We start from the raw sequence: 20,141 nt of genomic DNA, 5'->3' as shown, positions 1-20,141 counted from the left end.
GATGTAGAATGACATAAAGTCGCCAACCAAGAAACCCCTTATAAAACAAGGGGTTTCTTGGTTTTGGGTAGGGAACTTCTTGTCAATTTTTAGTGACATAAAGTTCCCTACCAGGCTGGAATTTGACATGAAGTTCCCCACTGTCTTGGAGAGGAAAAGAGTTAGAGATCAATTCTTTTTCTAGATGAATAGTGTTCAGTGGAGGAGTTTATAATTTTGTTTCACGTACAATATTGCGATATCAAATTTAAAATTGCTGTCATAACAGTGCAACGTTTTCACAGTTTATCGGTACAAGTTAATTATTAAACAAAGAACTTGTTCCCATTAATGAATATTTAAATCTAATTGACATTTGTCTGTTAATTCAGCTAAACCAGCAGTTCCATAATAATGGTGACTAATTAACCAATAGTCATCACTTTTCTCATCTATTCGAACATCAGTATGGCTCCGATCGGGACTTCGAGAATGGAAATGGCGTGCGTATGGATAGCACTTACCCATTTGTTGTGAATCTTGAGCCGTTAGATATCGATATCGAGACCGATGATATCATTATCAATACTAGAAGTTTTTACGATGATGGAGAAGAAGGAATGGAACATGACTTTGCAGATGAGATCGAGGACGCGAAGGAAGATGATAAAGGTGTCATTGATCCCACTCAGTATTTTTAACAAAGCTTGCTACTGTCAAATGAAAATAGAGTTCTAGACTGAAAAATAAAGTGTTAGACTCGGCAAATAAAGTTGTAGACTGAGAAAATAAAGTATTAGACTGGTGAGCACTTCATTAAGCCAACTGGCAGAATAGTGAGAGAAAATGAACATTCTTAAAGCGGTGCCACTGAGGGTAGAGGAATAACTGTGTTGCTATTAAAGCTGGATGGATTACTATACGAAATATAAAGGTCAAATAGCCGGGTTCATTGAAAGGCAGCGGTACTCCCACTCAAACGAGTAAGGGTGTACTACTGCCGTTTCTTTTTCAGATTCGTTTTTAGATTCCTGGGATTATAGTTGCAAACTATATAATCAATCTAAGTGAAGCACGGCTTTGCCCGAGAATTTCCGTTCCATAAGATTACGGGCAACGGTGTCAATTTCGGTCCAAGGCGCCTCCACTTGGATTCGTGGGATTAACCGCTCATCTGTGACCAGCCGGGCCAGCAAACTCAGATCGTCCACGGTTGATTGACGAGTGAGTTCCTCACCTAAAAAGAAGCTGTACAAGGTTCTTCCTCCGCTGGTCACCATATTCTTCATATCGATCATTGCGGTATTTGAAGAGGAAAATCCTACCGCAACGCAAATCCCTTGGGGCGCTAGCTGCAGCAGCAACGCCGCCAGTGCATTGCCGCCTACTGAATCGATGATCAGATCGTACGGCCCAAATTTGCTGGCTGATGAAATTGCGGAATATCCAATGATCACTTCGTCGGATCCGACCTCCCGAACAAGCTCAGCCTTCTCTTCCGTGCTTGCCGTACCTACAACGTATGCGCCGGATTGGACTGCAAGCTGATGGGCGAATAGCCCAACTCCGCCGCTAGAGCCTGTAATGAAAATCCGTTTGCCAAGCAGCATGCCGCCTTTTCGAAGTGCATAAAGAGCCGTGAGCCCTGCTACGGGGAGGGTAGCCGCCTCCGTAAAAGTGAGTTTGTCTGGGATTTCGGCCACCAACGATACGGGAGCAGCCACTTGCTCGCTCCAGGCTCCCATCGGGAGCAAACCAACAACCCTGGCCCCTTTTTGCGGTCCTGCGCCGTTCTCTGCCGGCTCGATGACAATCCCGGCGAAATCCCAGCCAGGACGGCTAGATATTTCCTGATTTTTAGCGTCACTCACTTCACCGCGGTTGAGTGAGACGGCCTTCACTTGCACAAGCGCTTCCCATGGCTTAGGCTGCGGGGCGTGAACTTCCTTGAAGGCCAAATGAGACGGGGCATGCGGATCAACAACAATAGTACGAATCATATCGGTTTTCCTCCATGTTGGTTATGGTCATTAGATGACCTTCATTTCAATGAGGAGTATACTTTAAATGAAGGTTCGGCCCAAGTGCAGAACTACACTTCATAAGAGAAGGGAAGAGAAGATGGATATAGATACGGAGAATTCTAGACATAGAATCGTAATGGGAGAAATTGAAGCCCTGCGGATAAAACGCCAGCAAAAGCTTGTCGATCGACCTCAACCGTCCATGAAACGATTTACTCAACAAGAGCTGAACGACGAGGCTTTTCCTTCGTATAAAAATCTGCTGGTTGGACGTACCCGCCGCATACCGACCCGCCAGACGATAATAAATATTGCAGAATATCTTGAGTGTACATCCGACGAGCGTAACGATTTGCTTTTGGCAGCCGGTTTTCTTCCAATTCAGACCGAATTGTATGGACGGTCGTTGGAGCGTGCAGTAGAGTGGGCTCAGCAAGCGATGAGGAGTATTCCTTTTCCCGCCATGGTCGTAACACATACTCAGGACATCAAGGGATTAAATGAGCCTTTTCATCAATTGTTCGAAATCCCTCTCGACCGTTCATATGACGGTTTAATGAATAGGGTCGATTTACATTTTAATTCTGGTTTTCCTATCCGTTCCCGCTCCACGTTTGACAAGGCGTCGTTTAAGCAGTGGGAGGAGCACATCATAAACGGAATACAAGCCTTTAAGAGTGAGCACATCCTCTCGCGTTATGATGCGTGGTATCAAAAATTGCTGGATAGAGTTCAGAAATATAACGCGTGCGAATATCTGAGTGTGCCGGATGTAGGGGGAAATGTTGATCAAATACAAACAATTCTAGCCAGAATGGAAAGCTCCGGAGACCTTATTCCCGTACGCTACAGACAGGTTTCGATTTCCGCAGGCGGCCGCTTATATCCGCAAATTGAGGTTTTCCTGCCAGTAGATTCTGCTGCGCGCAGAGTTTTCGAGAACCTGGGATGTCCAGCTGATTGTGCATTTGTCTAATCCGACACTTACAAGAGGATGGAATCGAAAAAGTTATTGGTAGCTGATAATTCAGAATAGGTGGTTTATTAAACTAATGGGGAACGTTAGTTAAATGACAACAGCGGCAGTCTAAGGCTTTATTTATCAAGTCTTGGTCTGCCGCTGCTTTATATTAATTGTTCAGTCAAAAACTTATTTTTCAAAAGCTGACGATTTTTTAGTTCAAAAACCTCGCTAAATCAACAACTCTAGTCTAATACTTTATTTTCTTTCAACAGCTACACTCCCAAAAACGCGCTAACAGGAAACATTAATTTAAACAGTAGCGTCCACTAAAACTTAGTTTTAAGGTCTAATACTGGCGGCTACTTCATTTAATGGATCAGTATATGTTGGTTTCTTTGAACGGTTGTGACACAACAATTGAGACACGGGACGGCCAGATTTCACCAAATTTACAGTTATACAATTATTATACAATGCTTGTGTGTGAGTTTACTAAAATAAGCATAATTCGTAAAAGAGAGAACCGGCAGCCGCCGGTTCTTTTTATTGAAAGCATTTTTTTCCCTTTTGCCTTCCGCATGGTAACCCGGCCAAAGCCTACTAAACGTCAGCAGGGCGAGCCTCCGGCTGCGCCCCTCAACCTGCCGGGCACTAAGTAGTTGGTATGGATTAGAAACTTTTCGGATAATTCATACGTCTTATGTAAGGGTACTTATTGAAAAGGAGATAATTTATCTTGAAAAAGGTTATTGTGTTTGTGTTTTTCTTCGTACTTACGTTTCAATCTTGGGCGATTGCTGATGCTGCCAATCCTATATCCGTTAACGCGGTGAATGTGAATGGAAAGTTTATAGCAACTGATGTTTCACCTATTATTAAGGACGGGCGTGTTTTGGTCCCTATACGCACGCTTGCTTCACTTGGGGTAACCTATCAATGGGATAGTAAAAGTCAATCTGCTCTCATCACAAAAGGCAAAGATCAAATTAAGCTGACTGCCAACAAAAAAGAAGCATTTAAAAATAACCAAGCAGTTCAGGTAGACGTTCCTGTCCAAATGACTCAAGGAAGGATATTGGTACCTATTCGTTTTGTGTCGGAGAACTTTGGTTACAAGGCAAACTATGAGAAGGCTCGGTCTATTTTATTTATTCAAGACGGTAATTATAAGGTAGACCAAGAGAGCTTGCAGGCAGAAGATTTACAAGCAGCCCGTCAGGCTGCTATATCGTTGCCGATTCAATTCTCCTTCAAATCGCTTTCTTCCTTAGAAAAACCGGGGGCTAATCAAAGCTATTTTTATGTATTCCCGAGAGGGGATTCATCCAGATACATGTATTATAACAATGTTGGTAATACGCTAGTGGAAATTAAAGATGGAGTAGCTAAGGCAGTTTGGCAATTTACATCAGGGAATGGTCTGGATGATATTGTATCCAGTGCTGGTCAAAGACCAAGTTATAATTACGTCGGATGGATAACTGATATTTTGATGTTTAATGATGATAAGGGGAATATCTCAGCTTTATACAAAGATGATAAAGGTCAACAAAAGGAGATTACTGCAAAGGCGAAATCCTATATAGATGTTATTCAATCTATTCCTAATGAGACGAGAAAACAATAGCTGAAAGTTTGCAAAGCAAACGGCAGGAACTAACGTTCCATCATGACCCGATTGCCGCTGCTGAAGCGATCATAAATGGTTATGTGGGTGGACCGCCAACCAGTTTTGCTTCAGGACGAGCTTTCTACAGACCGAGTACGGATAGTATCAGCGTACCGCCGTTACAGGATTATCCCAAAGCCGAGGACTATTATAATGTCCGGTTTCACGAAATGACTCACAGCACAGGACACTGTAAGCGGCTGAATCGTCCAGGCATTGAGCAATTCGGGGAATTTGGCGATTACAATTATACGAAGGAAGAACTTATTGCCGAAATGGGCGCGGCCATGCTGTGCGCATTATCTCATTTTTTGCTGCGAAAATCGCGGCTTTTTTATTTTATGGGATAAAGTTCTTGTCAAATTCAAAAGACAAGAACTTTATCCCATTTCCGATTTTGACAAGAATATTATCTGATTTCCGGCGAGTCTTTATGAAGTGAAAGAGGAGGATATAAGAAATTGTAGATGCTCAGGAGCAGAAGTGAATTAATTTAATTATAAAAAAGTCGAGCAGCGGGTTAGTTTATTCCCTTTGCTCGACTTTTTATACCTTGCTAGAAGTACATTGTGATATTAGTTGATGCGTCGAATAATTAATTCTGTGGGAAATACTTCTTCGACAGGCGTGATATGCTGCCATTGGAGAAAATGCATTACATGAATCGAATCGAATCGATGAAAAATTGTCTGATCTTCCGTGGTTTATTACGGAATTTATTGATAGTAGAAAACGAAAACTTTCTCCCACAACGCTTCTGAACTATTGCCATGACTATATTATTTTTTTTGATTGGTTAGTTACAGAAAATTTTACTGAAGATAGCCGTAAAAACATTAAATTAGCTACTTTGGAGAAACTAGCGATTCGTGAAGTGGAAAATTTCCTATCTTTTTGTACATCGACACAAAGTTGCCTACTTGATTGGACAGGTATACATCCTTGGTTCCCCAATAGAAGATTAATGTTATGAAAAGCCCCAAGCGTGCTGTTGTTTCGCATCTCGACCCGATCAGTTCTCATAGTTTGATCATTAGGCCATCGGGCAGGTGAGGAGCTGCAGGGCAAAAATATGCAGTACCGCAGAGTAAAACTCCGTAATACACTCAGATATTTGGCTCGTTAAGCGATTTTCCACTCACTTCATTTCCTATCTTAGTATAAACCATAGTCATATTGACATCAGTGTGACCTAGTTGTTCCTTTAGCATTTCTAAATTATTATTCTCCTTATTAAATTTCGTTGCGAAAGAATGTCTTAGTTTATGCATAGATACACCAGGCTTACCGTAAGCTTTTGCGTAGCGCTCCATCATTTTCTGGGCAGCTCTCACCGTCAACCTATTTATTTTCCCGGATGAACCAGTCAGAAGAGAAAGGAAAACAGCCGTTTGCTGTTCGGCAACATTGTAACGACTTTCTCGAATTTGTAGGTAGGATTTTAGATCTTGAAGAGCATTATCACTTTTGAAGAAGGGCATTAATTGGAGAAAGGGCTTACCGTGCTTTGAAGGCGATATCGTTGAAAATAAATAGGGAGAATCACCATTCAAGCGAAAGTTTATATTGGATTATCTTATGGCATTTTGTTTTCATGATTTATATACCCCTCAAGTAAGTTAATTATAATAATAAAAAGTAGGGGATTCATATATGAAGAACGAGCACTTAAGAAATAGCACCATCTTTACCGTCGGGTCAAAAGAAGAAAAAACTTTATCGCTAACGCCTTCTTACAATTGGTGTTTAACAATCCTGTCTCCCTCAATAAAGCTATCGGAAACGTAACCTTTGCATCAGACGCCCGTAATAACTAGCACTCTCATTATGTTGGGCAAGTTTTATTAGTTACTGGAGGAGAGGTTGGTATCAAGTAGACGCAAAACCAGTTCAATTCCTCAAAACAGGCGATGTGGTGAACATTCCACCGAACGTAAAATATTGGCATGGGGCTACGAAGGATAGTTGGATTTGTATACTTAGTACCCACACTGGGGTGATACATGTAACCGAGGAAGAATATAAAAACTCTAATAATAAATGAAAAAAACATGCAGAAGCGGCAGCCGATCGGCTGCCGTTGTTTTAGTGTTTCGTTGTATACTGTGACCTTTATTGAAAAGGGAAAAGGCCATTTTCTTTACAGAATATAATACCGATTAAAAACTTCTTTCTAACAAGGTGCCAACTTGCGTGGCCATGACTTGCGGTGAATAGGGCATTCCATTTCGAATCCACCATTCAATGACCCCTACATAAGCAGTCCCAGCATATTGCAACCTCACATCTTCGATTAATTCCGTATTTTTCCCGCTTTCTTTGTCAATCTCCCCTTTGAACCCTTCCATGAAATAAGCAAGTAGCCGCGTTCTAAAAGATGAAGGTGTACCTTTTGATGCAGCTAGCATGGTTGAAAAAAGCAAATAATTTTTCTCAAAGTACTCGAAATATGGAACAAGAGCATCAGCCCACTCCATCTGACATGCCCACGTATCCATTTCTTTTAATTCATTAATGTGTGTTTCCATGATTTGATCTAATAAATCATATTTGTCTTGATAATGAAGATAAATTGTACCGCGGTTTACGTTTGCCTTGTTTGCAATGTCTTGAATGGTAATGTCATCGAAGTTTTTTACAGCCATCAGTTCAATAACGGCTTTTTTTAAGGATTCTTGCGTTTTTAGGATTCTCCGATCCACTTTAATCATCTTGTCTTTTCCCCCTGATCTACAAAATAATGAACACTTTTCGTGATGATGTTGCTATTTCAACAAATTGCGCTTTTTTAACCATTGAACTTAGGTTTCTTTTTTTATAATAATAGACATAAGTTGATAAAACAACCAGTATTGTTTATTCGCTCTCCGTGGCTTACTTACCTAAAAAAGGAGAACTTAAATTTAGAAAAGAGGGTGTTCACATGGTGTTTAATAAAGAAGTGTGGATAATCATTACTAATTTCTAAATAGCTAACTGATAAAAATTCTATTCATTGGAGGTTATATATGATTAATGCTAATGCACGTGCTGTGTTCGGTCCAGAAGGTTCTACAGTTGAGCGCAGGGATCTTAAGCCGCATAATATTCTCATTGAGATCAAGTATGCGGGTATTTGCCACTCTGACATCCATACTGCCCGTGGGGATTGAGGGCCAGTCCAATATCCTCCCGTTCCAGGACACGCTGGAATTGTCGCCCAGATTGGTTTGGAAGTCACAAAGTATACTGTTGGTGACCGAGTAGGAGTTGGCTGTATGGTTGATTCCTGTGGAGAGTGGGAGAGTTGCCGTAGAGGAAAGGAGCAATATTGTCTTAATGGACTACGGAGTCATCGATAGATATGAACAATATACGCAGGGAGGTTATTCCACCCATATCGTTGTAATAACGGAGGATTTCGTGGTTCGAATTCTAGACGGCATTAATCTTGATGTCGCCGCTCCACTTTTATGTACTGGGATCACAACGTATCCGCCGCTGCGCCATTGGGGTGTTGATTCCGGCAAAAATATAGCGGTCGTTGGTATTTGGTGGACTCGGACACATGGTGTGAGATCGCTCATTCTATGGGGGCAGAAGTAACGGTTTTATCTCAAACTTTGGAGAAGACTTGGATGAGGAAAAAAAGGGAGGCATCTCATGAAATCTATTCAGCCAAAGTTCCCAACTGTTTTCCTAACTTTTACAAGGTATTATCTTACGAAATTTATCTAAGACCATTTGCATATCGGATGGGTATAATGTCACCGGGTAATAAAACCATAACATCTAAAGCAAATGCGTTAGCTTAAAGAAAGCATTAAAACAATCATAGGAGTTAAAGGAATGAAATATAAGACCCAAAAAAATTCTCTCGGTTTTGCTCTAATATTGGCCATATTTTCGGCGTTGGGGCCGTTTACCGTCGATATGTATCTTGCATCACTTCCGCAAATCGCTGTTTTTTTTGGAACAAGCGCAACTGCGGTTCAAGCGAGTTTAACCACTAGTCTGTTAGGATTAGGGCTAGGACAGTTGATAATGGGACCTTTAAGCGACATTTATGGAAGACGCCAGCCTTTGTTGATTTCCATGATACTGTATGTTCTTTCCTCTATTGGATGCGCTTTTGCACCAAGCATAGGATGGTTTATATCTTTAAGATTTATACAAGGGGTTTCTGCGTCGGCTGGACTCGTTATTTCGCGCGCTATTGTTCGAGATCGGTTTAGTGGGATTGAAATGACTAAATTTATATCGTTGCTGACAATGATAAGCAATGTGGCACCGTTAATTTCCCCTACCGCTGGAAGTACGGTTATGTCATACAGCTCTTGGTCAGGTGTATTTATATTTTTAGGGGTGTTAGGTATAGGGTTAACTGGAATAACCATATGGGGGTTAAAGGAAAGCTTGCCTGTACAACAACGTATTTCAGGCAGTCCCCGTGCGTTGATGAAAAATTATAATAGCTTATTCCGAAAGCGGTCTTTTATGGGGTATGCCCTAGTCAATGGCATATTGTTCGCAGGTGTTTTTGCCTATGTTGCAGGTACCCCATTTATTTATCAAAACATATACGGCGTGTCGCCGCAACTGTTTTCAATCCTCTTTGCGTTGAATGGCCTTGCTATTATCTTGGGATCTCAATTCGTCAAACTGCTTGCAGGCCGGGTAACGGAAAGTCGGCTGTTTTTGATCGGAATAATACTAGCGTTTATATCTTCTGCTGCAGTCTTATTTATAGTACTAGTACATGGAGTATTATCAGCTATGTTTATTTCGATCTTCTTATTCGCTTTATCCATTGGGATCATTGGCCCCATCTCTTTTACATTAGCAATGGAATCGCAGGGGCATATTGCAGGGAGCGCGTCCGCCGTGCTCGGCTCCTTACAATTTGCATTAGGTGCCGTTACGTCTCCACTTGTGGGAATTGCAGGCGAAAATTCTGCTATACCTTTTGGAATTATTATTTTTTCTACAAGTTTATTATCTATAATTACCTATATCATTCTGGTTAAAGGGATAAAAAAATTATCCGGCACCAAAAATAGCTTTGAATCCAATACTTAACCAATCGCTAGCGAACATTAAGATCTATACGAGACCCCAGCATTATCGGAGCTTCTTTTATCTAGGTTATCGAGGTTAAAAAAACAGGAGGATCTAAAATGCAAAATGTTACACTAAACAATGGTGTCGAGATGCCGATACTCGGATTTGGGGTTTATCAAATTGATGATGAAAATGTATGCGAAGAATCGGTTTGTAATGCCCTAATGGAAGGTTACCGCTTGATTGATACCGCTGCTGTTTATAGTAATGAAAAAGCAGTCGGTCGTGCCATCAAGCAGAGTGGCGTGCCCAGAGAGGAAATATTCGTTACAACAAAGCTTTGGATTCAGGATGCAGGTTACAAGAGTGCCAGGAAAGCATTCGAAACATCACTGAAAAAACTGCAACTGGATTATTTGGACCTGTATCTCATTCATATGCCTTTTGGCGATATCCATGGTTCATGGCGTGCGATGGAGGAATTATATCATGAGGGTAAGATCAGGGCAATCGGCGTAAGTAACTTCCTAAATGATCGCCTGATGGATCTAATCGTTCATCATGAAATCGTTCCTACTGTAAACCAAGTTGAAACGCATGTATTTACACAACAAGTAGAAAATACTCAATTTATGAAGGATTACCATGTTCAGATTGAGTCCTGGGGACCATTTGCTGAAGGAAAAAATAACATTTTCAAAAATGAAGTATTGGCATCAATAGCTGAGAAACATCATAAATCCGTGGCTCAAGTTGCTTTACGTTGGTTGATACAAAGAGGAATTGTTGCGATTCCAAAGTCTGTTCATAAGGAAAGAATTATCGAAAACTTCAATATCTTTAACTTTGAATTGAGTAGGGACGATATGGAGAGGATTGCTACGTTGGATTCCAAAGAGAGCTTAATCTTATCTCTTCACGATCCTGAAAACGTGGAACGGCTCAGCAACATGAAATTTCGTAACTAATTTTGGGGAGGCCTTATCACAAAATACTCAAACCCAACAACACTATGTTCACCTAACATTTAACCAAAATTCTTCCCATATATCGATTCAATTCCACATATAATCATATGCATATAGAACTGATTAATGGTTATAATGATAGAGAAGTATGTGAAAAATTAAACTGGAATAACTGTATTTAAGACGATAAATTAATTACTAGGACATATTGAATCTATTCTCAAGCACATATTATCAACAGGGGGAAACATGGAGTTAAGAGTACTTCGTTATTTTCTTACAGTCGCTCGTTTGGAAAGTATTACACATGCAGCAAATGTACTACATGTAACACAGCCGACATTAAGCAGACAATTGGCTGATTTAGAAAAAAATTTAGGAACTCAACTGCTTATTCGCGGGAAAAAAAAGGTGTCATTAACGGATGCTGGCATGCTTTTACGTCAAAGGGCAGAAGAAATCCTAACGATTGCGGATAAAACAGAGAGAGAATTCAAAGATCAAAATAATCTGGTTGGAGGGACTATCTCTATAGGAAGCGTCGAATCACTAACATCTCATTATTTATTTCAAACATTAAAAGCTTTTCATGAAGAGTATCCACAGGTTAATTATTATATTTTTAGCGGAACAGGGGATGACATAAAGGAAAAAATAGACAAAGGATTACTTGAAGTTGGGATTTTATTAGAGCCCATAAATATTGAAAAATACGATTTTATCAGATTGCCTCAAAAGGAACGATGGGGAATTCTAACACAGGCTTCATCCCCTCTTGCGCAAAAAGAATATGTTACTCCCAATGATCTTGTTGGAATTCCTTTACTTCTTTCTAGTCGTCCAACAGTACAAAATGAAATTGCTAGTTGGTTTGCTGATGAATATGAAAATATACATGTTCTAGCCACATACAACTTAATTTCTAACATAGTTAATTTTGTGGATAATGGTATGGGAACTGCTATTTGTATTGAAGGAGCTCTTGCGATGACAGGTTCAAAACATCTATGCTTCAGACCATTTTTTCCAGAACTCAAATTTAGTTGTGTTATTGTTTGGAAGAAACACAAGATTTTTAACCAGGCTACTTCTCAATTAATTCAATTAATCAAGTATGCCTCACAAGCATAATAGAACATAGATTATAGGTATTGGATATGGTTATTTATCTAGTGATATCTTAAAGGTGCAGCTTGAATGAAGCCTTTAAATATTACCGATAAATAACTTTTTTATTTAGTGGGAAAAGTTGTTTATGTTTAAGGCCTAATTCATTGTTCAACAACAAGAAGAGGGGGCATTTTCTAATGAGCAAAAAATATGAAAAATTAGCTCAGGATATTGTAGAGAAGGTTGGTGGTAGCGAAAATGTATCAACACTAACTCATTGTATGACAAGGCTTAGATTCGCACTAAACCAAAATAAAAAAGCCGATCAAGACGCTATTAAAGCTTTAGATGGCGTGATTGATGCGATTGAAAGCGGCGGACAATTTCAGGTGGTTATTGGCACCCATGTTGAAGAAGTATATGAGGAAGTGGTCAAATATATAAAACATGCAGAAAATATAGATGATAAATTATCTAATGAAAAAAATGTAAGCGTTTTTGGCAAATTAATCGATTTTATTTCAGGTACATTCAGTCCAATCGTTCCGGCTATTGCAGGCGCGGGAATGATAAAAGCGCTATTGGCTTTGCTGATCTTATTTAATGTAGTTTCAAAAGCGTCACAAACTTACTATGTAATCAATTTCATGTCGGATGCCATTTTTTATTTCTTACCCTTTTTATTAGCATATTCGGCTGCAAACAAATTAAAATGCAACCCTGTACTGGCACTTGTGTTGGCGGGGATATTGCTTCATCCGAATCTGGACCTATTGCGAACTGCGGGCAATGATGTTAGCGTTTTCAATGTGCCGTTGACACTTGTTGCTTACAGTTCATCGGTTGTTCCGATTCTATTATCCGTGTGGGCGCAATCCTACATTGAACCATTCTTTAAAAGAGTCATTCCTAACGCTGTAAAAATTATTTTTGTTCCGATGTTTACCATTCTGGTTGTTGGATTTATTTCCTTAACTGCACTAGGACCGTTAGGTTCTTTCTTCGGAACATATTTGGCAATGGGATTTAATTTTTTGGGATCGCACGGAGCATGGGTGGTCATTTTCATTATTGCAACTTTCTGGCCAATCCTTGTTATGTTTGGACTTCATCACAGTATCGTTCCGTTATCATTGGCTCAAATCACGACATTGGGATATGAAAATATCATTGGACCTGGAGCCATGATATCCAATATTTCGCAAGGTGTAGCCGCGTTGATTGTCAGTTGGAGAACAAAGGATACAGTATCCAAGCAAATCTCCACTACAAGTGGAATTACAGGCTTAATGGGAATTACAGAAGCAGCACTTTACGGTGTTAATTTACCTAAAAAATATCCTCTTGTTGCGGCTATGATTGGCTCTGCTGCTGGAGGGCTTTACGCAGGGGTTATGGAAGTTTCACGTTATGCAACAGGTTCATCAGGGCTTCCAGCTATTCCGCTTTATATTGGAGAAAACATTTGGAATTTCTATAATATACTCATCGCATTATTAATTACAACGGTTATAACTGCAGTCCTTACTTATTTATTAACCTTGAAATATGAGAAAGAAACGTCTGAGCAGAATAAAGTCACCACGAACGATGAAATCATCACACTTAAAAATACCGTTATTACGAGTCCTATCAAAGGGGAAATGATTCCATTGAAGGATGTTCAAGATGCAGCCTTCTCCTCAGAAGCAATGGGAAAAGGAATTGCCATTGAGCCAAGCGAAGGAAAAGTGGTCGCTCCTTTTAATGGGAAAATTGTTTCGCTGTTTCCAAAGAAGCACGCAATCGGTTTACTCTCCGATGATGGGGTTGAAATACTCATCCATATAGGATTGAACACCGTTAAACTGAATGGGAAGTACTTTGAAGCTCATGTTGAAGAGGGTCAAAGAATTACCAAGGGACAGACACTAATCACGTTTGATTTGGAGAAAATTAGAGAGGAAGGATATGTTACTCAGACCCCGGTGATCGTCACGAATACTTACAGTTATGCTGATGTGCTAACTAATAACAGTAGTACAGTCACTGATTTTAACAATGAGTTGTTAGTCCTAATAGTGTAACCATAACAAATTCAAGGAGTGGATTATAAATGACTTTAGTCAAAGACTTTTTATGGGGAGGAGCAACTGCTGCAAACCAATGTGAAGGTGGATATTTGGAAGGGAATAAGGGATTGTCAATCGTCGATGTTATACCCGCAGGAAAGGATCGCATTTCTGTAATGAAAGGCAAGATGAAAATGATGGAATGTGATGATGAGCATTTCTATCCGAGCCATGAAGCCATCGACTTTTATCATAATTATAAGGAAGACATTGCTTTATTTGCAGAAATGGGTTTCAAATGCTTCCGCTTATCTATTGCATGGACAAGAATTTATCCAAATGGGGATGATACATTACCCAACGAAGAAGGTTTGAAATTCTACGACGATGTTTTTGATGAGTGTTTAAAATATAATATAGAGCCTTTAGTAACTATCACTCATTTTGATGTGCCGATGCATTTGGTAAAAACGATCGGTTCTTGGAGAAGCCGTAAAATGGTTGATTATTATGAAAGACTATGCGAAACACTATTCACTCGCTACAAAGATAAAGTAAAGTATTGGCTAACTTTTAATGAAATCAATATGTTATTACACCTACCATTCGGGAGTTCAGGGTTGGTGTTTGAAGAAGATGAAAATGAAGAAGCTGTGAAGTATCAGGCAGCTCATCACCAATTGGTCGCGAGTGCTAAAGCTACTGAAATTGCACGCAAAATAAATTCCGAATTCAAGATAGGTTGTATGTTGGCGGGTGCCAGCACTTATCCCTATACTTGCGCTCCCGAAGACGTATGGAAAGCCATGACAAGGGATCGAGAGCATTACTTCTTTGTGGATGTACAATCTCGTGGTGAATACCCGAATTATGCCAAAAAAATGTTCGAAAGAATGGATATACATCTGAAAATGGAAGATGGTGATGAGGAGCTTCTGAAAAATAATACAGTTGACTTCGTTTCGTTTAGTTACTATGGTTCGCGATTAACAAGTGCTGACCCAGCAGTTAATACTCAAACCGCTGCCAATCTCTTTCCGACATTACGAAATCCCCATTTAAAAAGAAGTGAATGGGGCTGGCAAATTGACCCACTCGGGCTGAGAATTACATTAAATGCATTGTATGATCGCTATCAAAAACCATTATTTATTGTCGAAAATGGGTTGGGAGCTGCGGACAAGCCTGATGAAAATGGATGGATCTCGGATGATTACAGAATCGAGTATATTCGTGAACATATCAAAGCATTTAAAGCTGCTGTAAAAGAAGATGGCGTAGAGTTGCTAGGATATACAGCCTGGGGATGCATTGATTTAGTAAGCTCAAGCTCTGGAGAAATGAGCAAAAGATATGGCTTCATCTACGTGGATAAAGATGACCAGGGAAATGGTACGTTAAGTCGTAGTAGGAAAAAGTCCTTTAATTGGTATAAGAAAGTAATTAGTAGCAATGGAGAAGATTTAGATTAAGTCTGCCAATTAATAAGAACAAACCTTTGATTTTATACAGCCAAAGCTAGTTTGATGGTAATCACAGGTCCAGGACATATTGGTGCTACTTATGAACTTTGTGGACCTGAAAATTTATCCTTGTCTGATATGATCGCGGCTATGGAGCAGCATTTTGTCCATGAGATTAAAGTTGAAACACCTTAGACGAAATGTTCGCCGCACAATTAAAAAATCTTGGAGTTAGGAGACTATCAAGTCAATACTCTATTAAGGATGTTTCAACATTATAATGAACATGGATTTATCGGTAATCCAAATGCTATGACCTGGATAATTAAGTCAAAAGCCAAATAATTTTTCATCATTATATTCTTAGAACATTGAAAAGTGAAAACTAATTCTGAAAGAATAAGAGACAGATAGCTCAAACTCTGAAGGAGGCTAGCGAATGAGTTAATTGAAGGAAAAACGCAACGAAAGACACAATGTCAAGCTGATGAGTTGTTTTGGAAAAGTTGTCTTCATGAGTCTTTCAGTATAATCTGCTGCTCGAATTGCTACTTAATTTCATACTGGAATCTGTATGCTGGCTCATTTTGGCACTAATCGGCAGATTGGCGCTTAATTAAGGCTGATTTTAAAAATAAATACTTGAAAAGTGCTCCCTTCTCTGGTGATGCTGTTCTGGACAAATCCAATCTGCCAGAAAGCCGGAGTCCTTTTCACATTTTTCTAAAAAGGACCTGTTTCTTTCGAATTTCAGGCTATCCCAATGATATACAATTTGTCTCCGTATAAATTTATAACACTCCTGAATGGTAGAGCCAGCCCCCTTCCCAATATAAAGCTAAACATAACCCTCATCACGAAATCAGGATGAGAATTTTGTTTAAATAACCTCGAGTTCTCGATTTTATTAGAATTCGCTGGGAATGCGAGTTAAAAATTTCTGTCTAACAATATCCCAGTTTGTTCTGCCATAACACGAGGGGGGACTGACATTCCATTCCTGAACCACCATTCTACTATCCCGACGACCGCAGCCCCAAAAAATTGAAGAATAACATCATCACTTAAGCCTTGATTTTTTCCTTCTGTTACATCGACTTCAACCTTGTACTCCTGGACGACTAAATCAAGGAATTGACTACGAAAATAAGCTGAACTTTTCGTGTTAAGCATAGTTGAAAAGAACAAATGATTGTCTGCAAAGTATTCGAACCAGACATAATTTCCTTCTTGGAAACTCATTTCAGATGCTGAGTGGCAAAGTTCACGGAGATTGTTTATATGTTCTTCAATTATCTTATCTAGCAAGTCAAATTTATCCATGTAATGGAGATAGATTGTTCCTCGATTAACATTTGCCCTGTCTGAAATATCCCGAATTGTAATGTCATCAAAGTTTTTTTCAGTCATCAGTTCAAGTATTGCTTTCTTTATGGCTTCTTGAGATTTGAGTACCCTTCTGTCCACTTTAGTCATTTTTAAAGTCCCCTTACTGAGATAATCGGCAATTATTAATAATTTGTTGAGTAATCTACACATCGAGAGAAATTGATTATTGCAAGCATTTTGTTTCCGTTTAGAATTATAAACGTAAGTTGATTAAACAATCAATGTTCATTTTTTTGTTTGGAGTTATTGGAAATATTATATTCGAGCTTGATGCACTCTTATAAAAGAAGGCAGTCCATATCTAAACTTAATGATCAGCACGCGTGCCCGTTCTGAGGTAAGTCAAGATCGCACCACACGAAGCCAACGCCTGATGTGTATCAATATAATTTTTAAGGATAAGAAAGGGAGGAACCATGAAATGGATTATACGAAACTTGGAAATACTGGCTTGGATGTATCCCGGATTTGTCTTGGTTGTATGGGCTTTGGAGACGCAGAAAAAGGTCATCATCGATGGGTGCTTGATGGGGAACGCGCTCGTCCAATCATAAAAAAAGCTCTGGAGCTTGGAATCAATTTTTTTGATACTGCAAACGTGTACGCTGACGGGACAAGTGAGGAAATAATTGGAGGTGCATTAAAGGATTATACGAACCGTGATGAGATTGTCATCGCGACTAAAATACATGGACGAATGCATCAAGGACCCAATGGAGCCGGGCTTTCCCGCAAGGCGATCATGAGCGAAATCGATAAAAGCCTTAAGAGATTGAGAACCGACTACGTCGATTTGTATCAAATTCACCGTTGGGATTACAACACGCCCATCGAAGAAACGATGGAAGCACTGCACGATGTAGTCAAGGCTGGTAAGGCGAGATACATCGGAGCCTCTGCCATGTGGGCATGGCAGTTTCAGAAAGCTTTACATATAGCTGAGAAAAATGGGTGGACCCGATTTGTATCAATGCAGAATCATTTAAATCTCATTTACCGCGAAGAGGAACGAGAGATGCTCCCACTTTGTAAGGCAGAAAAAATCGGGGTCATTCCTTATAGTCCGCTCGCAGGAGGAAGGTTGGCGCGGGAGACAACAACACATCGTGCCGAAACTGATGAAATAGCAAAACAAAAATATGATGCAACAGCAGATGCGGATCAATTGGTGCTAGACCAGGTTGCGAGTTTGGCAGAAAAACATGGTGTTCACCGGGTTCATATCGCACTTGCGTGGCTTCTGCACAAAGAACCGGTAACCGCTCCTGTTGTAGGTGCGACAAAAATATCCCAACTCGAAGATGCAGAAGCTGCTCTATCTATTCAATTAACAGCTGAAGAAGTTGCGTTTTTGGAAGAACCATATGTACCGCACCGAATCGTTGGTCATTTTTAAATTCATATAAATTGGAGTCGCACGGTCTCTTTAACAAGAGAGATGCATATGAGTTTTTGTGTCAGCTCGACGTCATTAGACATAAATTCACAATAAAGGAGAATAAACTATGCCTGTAATTACAATTGAAGCAGCTAAATTAACTAAAGAGCAAAAAAGAAAGTTAGTAAAAGACCTTACCACATCAGCTTCAACTATCATGAATATACCTGAACAAGCATTCTTTGTTTTCGTAAGGGAAAATGAACTAGATAATATAGGAGTTGCAGGACGGATTTTAGCGGACAAAGCTGTAAATAATCCACTGAACAGTGAGGAGTAAAATAATTAACTTGGTAATACCGGATTTGAAGTACATCGTCTTTGTCTTGGCTGTTTGAGCTTTGGTGAGCCAGGTCGTGATTCCCATCAATGGGTACTAGATAAAGAACACAGTCGTCCAATTATTAAACTAGCTCTTGAACTTGGTATCCATTTAAATAATTAAGATAGAAAAAAATATTCTTGGATGGAGAAAATTTAAAATGAAAATACTCGTTCTTGTTTTTCACCCTGATTTAACTGCTTCCCGTGTTAATCGTCGCTTAACGGAAGAAATGGAGAAGCAAGCTGGTGTTACAATTCACCATGTTTATGAGGCATACCCGAATGAGAAGATCGATGTCGATGCCGAGCAGAGTCTATTGGAGCAGCATGATCGCATCGTTTTGCAATTCCCATTCTACTGGTACAGTACGCCTTCATTGTTGAAAAAATGGGAGGATGTAGTCCTAACTCATGGCTGGGCATTTGGAAGTAAAGGGGACAAGCTGCACGGAAAAGAGCTGCTGATTGCCGTTTCTACCGGCGCTGCTAAAGAAAACTATTTACCAGAAGGTAATTTTAAATATACCGTTTCCGAGCTGCTGCGACCTCTTCAGGCAACCAGTAACTTGATTGGAACACGCTATTTGACACCATATATCTTGTATGGCGTAATGCAACACCTGTCAGACGAGGAGCTAGAGCAAAGTGCCAAGGATTATGTGGCTTATGCGTTGAACCCTAAACTTGCGTTGCTTTAATCATCTGTGGAAGGTGTGAAACAATGAAAAGCGTTAAACTGCAAAATGAAGATATCCCTTCAATAGCTCTTGGCACATGGTCATGGGGCACCGGCCAATCTGGCGGGGATGCTGTGTTCGGGAATTATCTTACAGAAGCCGACTTAAAGCCGGTATTTTAAGCGGCGATGGATGCCGGATTTAATTTATGGGATACAGCGGCTGTATATGGAATGGGTGCCTCAGAATCGATTTTGGGGAGGTTTACCCAAGACCGCAAAGATGTAGTGATTTCGACGAAATTCACTCCACAAATCGCAGGGGATCATGACGATGCGGTGGAGGAACTTTTAGATGGGAGTTTAAAGCGGCTTGGCGGGGACCATGCGGATATTTATTGGATACACAATCCCGCAGATGTGAAAAGATGGACACCAAGACTGATTCCTTTAATGAAAAGCGGAAAAGTTAAATATGTAGGTGTCTCCAATCATAATCTGGATGAAATTAAAAGGGCAGCCAGCATCTTGAGGGGAGAAGGTTTGAAAATTTTCAGCTGTACAAAACCACTATAGCCTGGCTATATCGTTCATCTGAAAAAGCAGGGATTATTGATTACTGCAAGGAGAACGGCATTGTCTTCTTTTCTTATATGGTATTGGAGCAGGGCGCATTAACCGACAAATACAGTACGCAACATCCTTTTCCGAGCGGGACTAGAAGAGGCGAAGCATTTAATTCAGAAGTGCTCGTCAAGCTGGAGAGTTTAATTCAAGTAATGAGAGAAATCGGCAATAGGTATAATGCGTCAACTGCACAAATTGCAATTGCTTGGTCCATTGCCAAAGGAACTGTACCTATTATCGGCGTTACCAGACTGGGCCATATAGAGGATGCTATTAAAGCCACCGAGATCACTCTGACAGCAGAAGAGTTCCAACATACCTCAAAAGAAATGGCGGGTTTCATGTTAGACCTTATGACAGCGACAAGGCTGTAGGTATTGTTGACGAGGAAACATATGAGTTTCAGCTAAAAGATCCTA

19 protein-coding genes and 3 pseudogenes are annotated in these 20,141 nt (G+C 40.0%); 18 read left to right on the top strand and 4 right to left on the bottom strand.

The window, feature by feature from the left end; all coding sequences use genetic code 11:
* Positions 1-488: 488 nt before the first annotated feature.
* A complete protein-coding gene (locus tag ACYCS5_RS28225) occupies positions 489-680 on the top strand; it encodes a hypothetical protein (RefSeq protein WP_103744588.1) in 192 nt (63 codons plus the stop codon).
* A gap of 357 nt (positions 681-1,037) precedes the next feature.
* Here ACYCS5_RS28225 and ACYCS5_RS28220 read toward each other — a convergent pair whose 3' ends face one another.
* Positions 1,038-1,979 (bottom strand): zinc-binding dehydrogenase, encoded by a 942-nt coding sequence (locus ACYCS5_RS28220; RefSeq protein ID WP_459760518.1) that lies wholly within the window; start codon positions 1,977-1,979, stop codon positions 1,038-1,040.
* A gap of 121 nt (positions 1,980-2,100) precedes the next feature.
* On the opposite strand from ACYCS5_RS28220, the gene ACYCS5_RS28215 reads away from it, so the two are divergent.
* The 3 genes from ACYCS5_RS28215 to ACYCS5_RS28205 all read left to right on the top strand — a co-directional run bounded on the left by ACYCS5_RS28215 (position 2,101) and on the right by ACYCS5_RS28205 (position 4,986).
* Positions 2,101-2,979, top strand: coding sequence for a hypothetical protein (locus ACYCS5_RS28215; RefSeq protein WP_459760517.1), 879 nt, complete (start codon positions 2,101-2,103; stop codon positions 2,977-2,979).
* Between the two features lie 724 nt (positions 2,980-3,703).
* Complete coding sequence (locus ACYCS5_RS28210) at positions 3,704-4,594, top strand: copper amine oxidase N-terminal domain-containing protein (protein WP_103744585.1); 891 nt, start codon at positions 3,704-3,706, stop codon at positions 4,592-4,594.
* Between the two features lie 8 nt (positions 4,595-4,602).
* On the top strand, positions 4,603-4,986 hold the full coding sequence (locus ACYCS5_RS28205) for a zincin-like metallopeptidase domain-containing protein (protein WP_103744584.1): 384 nt from the start codon (positions 4,603-4,605) through the stop codon (positions 4,984-4,986).
* Between the two features lie 756 nt (positions 4,987-5,742).
* On the opposite strand, the gene ACYCS5_RS28200 is transcribed toward ACYCS5_RS28205, so the two are convergent.
* Complete coding sequence (locus tag ACYCS5_RS28200) at positions 5,743-6,189, bottom strand: tyrosine-type recombinase/integrase (protein WP_459760516.1); 447 nt, start codon at positions 6,187-6,189, stop codon at positions 5,743-5,745.
* 100 nt (positions 6,190-6,289) lie between these two features.
* On the opposite strand from ACYCS5_RS28200, the pseudogene ACYCS5_RS28195 reads away from it, so the two are divergent.
* Positions 6,290-6,680: pseudogene (locus tag ACYCS5_RS28195) on the top strand (cupin domain-containing protein).
* A 115-nt stretch (positions 6,681-6,795) separates the two neighbouring features.
* Here the strand turns inward: ACYCS5_RS28195 and ACYCS5_RS28190 are convergent.
* Positions 6,796-7,347 carry a TetR/AcrR family transcriptional regulator gene (locus ACYCS5_RS28190; protein ID WP_459760515.1) on the bottom strand — a complete coding sequence of 184 codons (552 nt, stop codon included), beginning with the start codon at positions 7,345-7,347 and terminating at the stop codon, positions 6,796-6,798.
* 297 nt (positions 7,348-7,644) lie between these two features.
* On the opposite strand from ACYCS5_RS28190, the pseudogene ACYCS5_RS28185 reads away from it, so the two are divergent.
* From ACYCS5_RS28185 to ACYCS5_RS28160, 6 genes and pseudogenes are all read left to right on the top strand, one after another.
* Positions 7,645-8,313: pseudogene (locus ACYCS5_RS28185) on the top strand (alcohol dehydrogenase catalytic domain-containing protein); the annotation flags it as partial.
* A gap of 151 nt (positions 8,314-8,464) precedes the next feature.
* Positions 8,465-9,694, top strand: a complete 1,230-nt coding sequence (locus tag ACYCS5_RS28180) for a multidrug effflux MFS transporter (protein WP_338533664.1) — start codon at positions 8,465-8,467, stop codon at positions 9,692-9,694.
* Between the two features lie 98 nt (positions 9,695-9,792).
* The gene (locus tag ACYCS5_RS28175) at positions 9,793-10,644 is read left to right on the top strand and encodes an aldo/keto reductase (RefSeq protein ID WP_459760514.1); all 852 of its coding nucleotides are present in this window, start codon (positions 9,793-9,795) and stop codon (positions 10,642-10,644) included.
* Positions 10,645-10,893: 249 nt separating this feature from the next.
* Complete coding sequence (locus ACYCS5_RS28170; protein WP_103744581.1) at positions 10,894-11,775, top strand: LysR family transcriptional regulator; 882 nt, start codon at positions 10,894-10,896, stop codon at positions 11,773-11,775.
* A 176-nt stretch (positions 11,776-11,951) separates the two neighbouring features.
* A complete protein-coding gene (locus tag ACYCS5_RS28165; protein WP_459760513.1) occupies positions 11,952-13,820 on the top strand; it encodes a beta-glucoside-specific PTS transporter subunit IIABC in 1,869 nt (622 codons plus the stop codon).
* Positions 13,821-13,849: 29 nt separating this feature from the next.
* Complete coding sequence (locus ACYCS5_RS28160) at positions 13,850-15,277, top strand: 6-phospho-beta-glucosidase (RefSeq protein ID WP_103744580.1); 1,428 nt, start codon at positions 13,850-13,852, stop codon at positions 15,275-15,277.
* A gap of 921 nt (positions 15,278-16,198) precedes the next feature.
* Here ACYCS5_RS28160 and ACYCS5_RS28155 read toward each other — a convergent pair.
* On the bottom strand, positions 16,199-16,744 hold the full coding sequence (locus ACYCS5_RS28155) for a TetR/AcrR family transcriptional regulator (RefSeq protein WP_103744579.1): 546 nt from the start codon (positions 16,742-16,744) through the stop codon (positions 16,199-16,201).
* 334 nt (positions 16,745-17,078) lie between these two features.
* On the opposite strand from ACYCS5_RS28155, the gene ACYCS5_RS28150 reads away from it, so the two are divergent.
* The 7 genes and pseudogenes from ACYCS5_RS28150 to ACYCS5_RS28120 all read left to right on the top strand — a co-directional run bounded on the left by ACYCS5_RS28150 (position 17,079) and on the right by ACYCS5_RS28120 (position 20,096).
* The gene (locus ACYCS5_RS28150; protein ID WP_459760512.1) at positions 17,079-18,053 is read left to right on the top strand and encodes an aldo/keto reductase; all 975 of its coding nucleotides are present in this window, start codon (positions 17,079-17,081) and stop codon (positions 18,051-18,053) included.
* Positions 18,054-18,162: 109 nt separating this feature from the next.
* Positions 18,163-18,375, top strand: coding sequence for a 4-oxalocrotonate tautomerase DmpI (dmpI, locus tag ACYCS5_RS28145; RefSeq protein WP_103744577.1), 213 nt, complete (start codon positions 18,163-18,165; stop codon positions 18,373-18,375).
* 54 nt (positions 18,376-18,429) lie between these two features.
* Positions 18,430-18,528, top strand: a pseudogene (locus ACYCS5_RS28140) (aldo/keto reductase); the annotation flags it as partial.
* A gap of 49 nt (positions 18,529-18,577) precedes the next feature.
* Positions 18,578-19,117, top strand: coding sequence for an NAD(P)H-dependent oxidoreductase (locus tag ACYCS5_RS28135; RefSeq protein WP_103744576.1), 540 nt, complete (start codon positions 18,578-18,580; stop codon positions 19,115-19,117).
* A gap of 23 nt (positions 19,118-19,140) precedes the next feature.
* Positions 19,141-19,278, top strand: coding sequence for a hypothetical protein (locus ACYCS5_RS28130; RefSeq protein ID WP_219818460.1), 138 nt, complete (start codon positions 19,141-19,143; stop codon positions 19,276-19,278).
* A 6-nt stretch (positions 19,279-19,284) separates the two neighbouring features.
* Positions 19,285-19,671 (top strand): aldo/keto reductase, encoded by a 387-nt coding sequence (locus ACYCS5_RS28125; protein WP_103744575.1) that lies wholly within the window; start codon positions 19,285-19,287, stop codon positions 19,669-19,671.
* Complete coding sequence (locus ACYCS5_RS28120; protein WP_219818461.1) at positions 19,653-20,096, top strand: aldo/keto reductase; 444 nt, start codon at positions 19,653-19,655, stop codon at positions 20,094-20,096. Before ACYCS5_RS28125 ends, ACYCS5_RS28120 begins: the two co-directional genes overlap by 19 nt.
* Positions 20,097-20,141 lie beyond the last annotated feature (45 nt).

Source organism: Paenibacillus sp. SEL3, assembly GCF_054602585.1.
Note: the sequence above shows the minus strand (reverse complement) of the source record. Positions and strands in the feature narration are given on the sequence as shown.

What these genes read in the sequence shown, in the direction of transcription:
- ACYCS5_RS28225 (WP_103744588.1), top strand. Translation starts at nt 489, where the DNA reads ATGGATAGCACTTACCCATTTGTTGTGAATCTTGAGCCGTTAGATATC.
- ACYCS5_RS28220 (WP_459760518.1), bottom strand. Translation starts at nt 1,979, where the DNA reads ATGATTCGTACTATTGTTGTTGATCCGCATGCCCCGTCTCATTTGGCC.
- ACYCS5_RS28215 (WP_459760517.1), top strand. Translation starts at nt 2,101, where the DNA reads ATGGATATAGATACGGAGAATTCTAGACATAGAATCGTAATGGGAGAA.
- ACYCS5_RS28190 (WP_459760515.1), bottom strand. Translation starts at nt 7,347, where the DNA reads ATGATTAAAGTGGATCGGAGAATCCTAAAAACGCAAGAATCCTTAAAA.
- ACYCS5_RS28180 (WP_338533664.1), top strand. Translation starts at nt 8,465, where the DNA reads ATGAAATATAAGACCCAAAAAAATTCTCTCGGTTTTGCTCTAATATTG.
- ACYCS5_RS28175 (WP_459760514.1), top strand. Translation starts at nt 9,793, where the DNA reads ATGCAAAATGTTACACTAAACAATGGTGTCGAGATGCCGATACTCGGA.
- ACYCS5_RS28170 (WP_103744581.1), top strand. Translation starts at nt 10,894, where the DNA reads ATGGAGTTAAGAGTACTTCGTTATTTTCTTACAGTCGCTCGTTTGGAA.
- ACYCS5_RS28165 (WP_459760513.1), top strand. Translation starts at nt 11,952, where the DNA reads ATGAGCAAAAAATATGAAAAATTAGCTCAGGATATTGTAGAGAAGGTT.
- ACYCS5_RS28160 (WP_103744580.1), top strand. Translation starts at nt 13,850, where the DNA reads ATGACTTTAGTCAAAGACTTTTTATGGGGAGGAGCAACTGCTGCAAAC.
- ACYCS5_RS28155 (WP_103744579.1), bottom strand. Translation starts at nt 16,744, where the DNA reads ATGACTAAAGTGGACAGAAGGGTACTCAAATCTCAAGAAGCCATAAAG.
- ACYCS5_RS28150 (WP_459760512.1), top strand. Translation starts at nt 17,079, where the DNA reads ATGGATTATACGAAACTTGGAAATACTGGCTTGGATGTATCCCGGATT.
- dmpI (WP_103744577.1), top strand. Translation starts at nt 18,163, where the DNA reads ATGCCTGTAATTACAATTGAAGCAGCTAAATTAACTAAAGAGCAAAAA.
- ACYCS5_RS28135 (WP_103744576.1), top strand. Translation starts at nt 18,578, where the DNA reads ATGAAAATACTCGTTCTTGTTTTTCACCCTGATTTAACTGCTTCCCGT.
- ACYCS5_RS28130 (WP_219818460.1), top strand. Translation starts at nt 19,141, where the DNA reads ATGAAAAGCGTTAAACTGCAAAATGAAGATATCCCTTCAATAGCTCTT.
- ACYCS5_RS28125 (WP_103744575.1), top strand. Translation starts at nt 19,285, where the DNA reads ATGGATGCCGGATTTAATTTATGGGATACAGCGGCTGTATATGGAATG.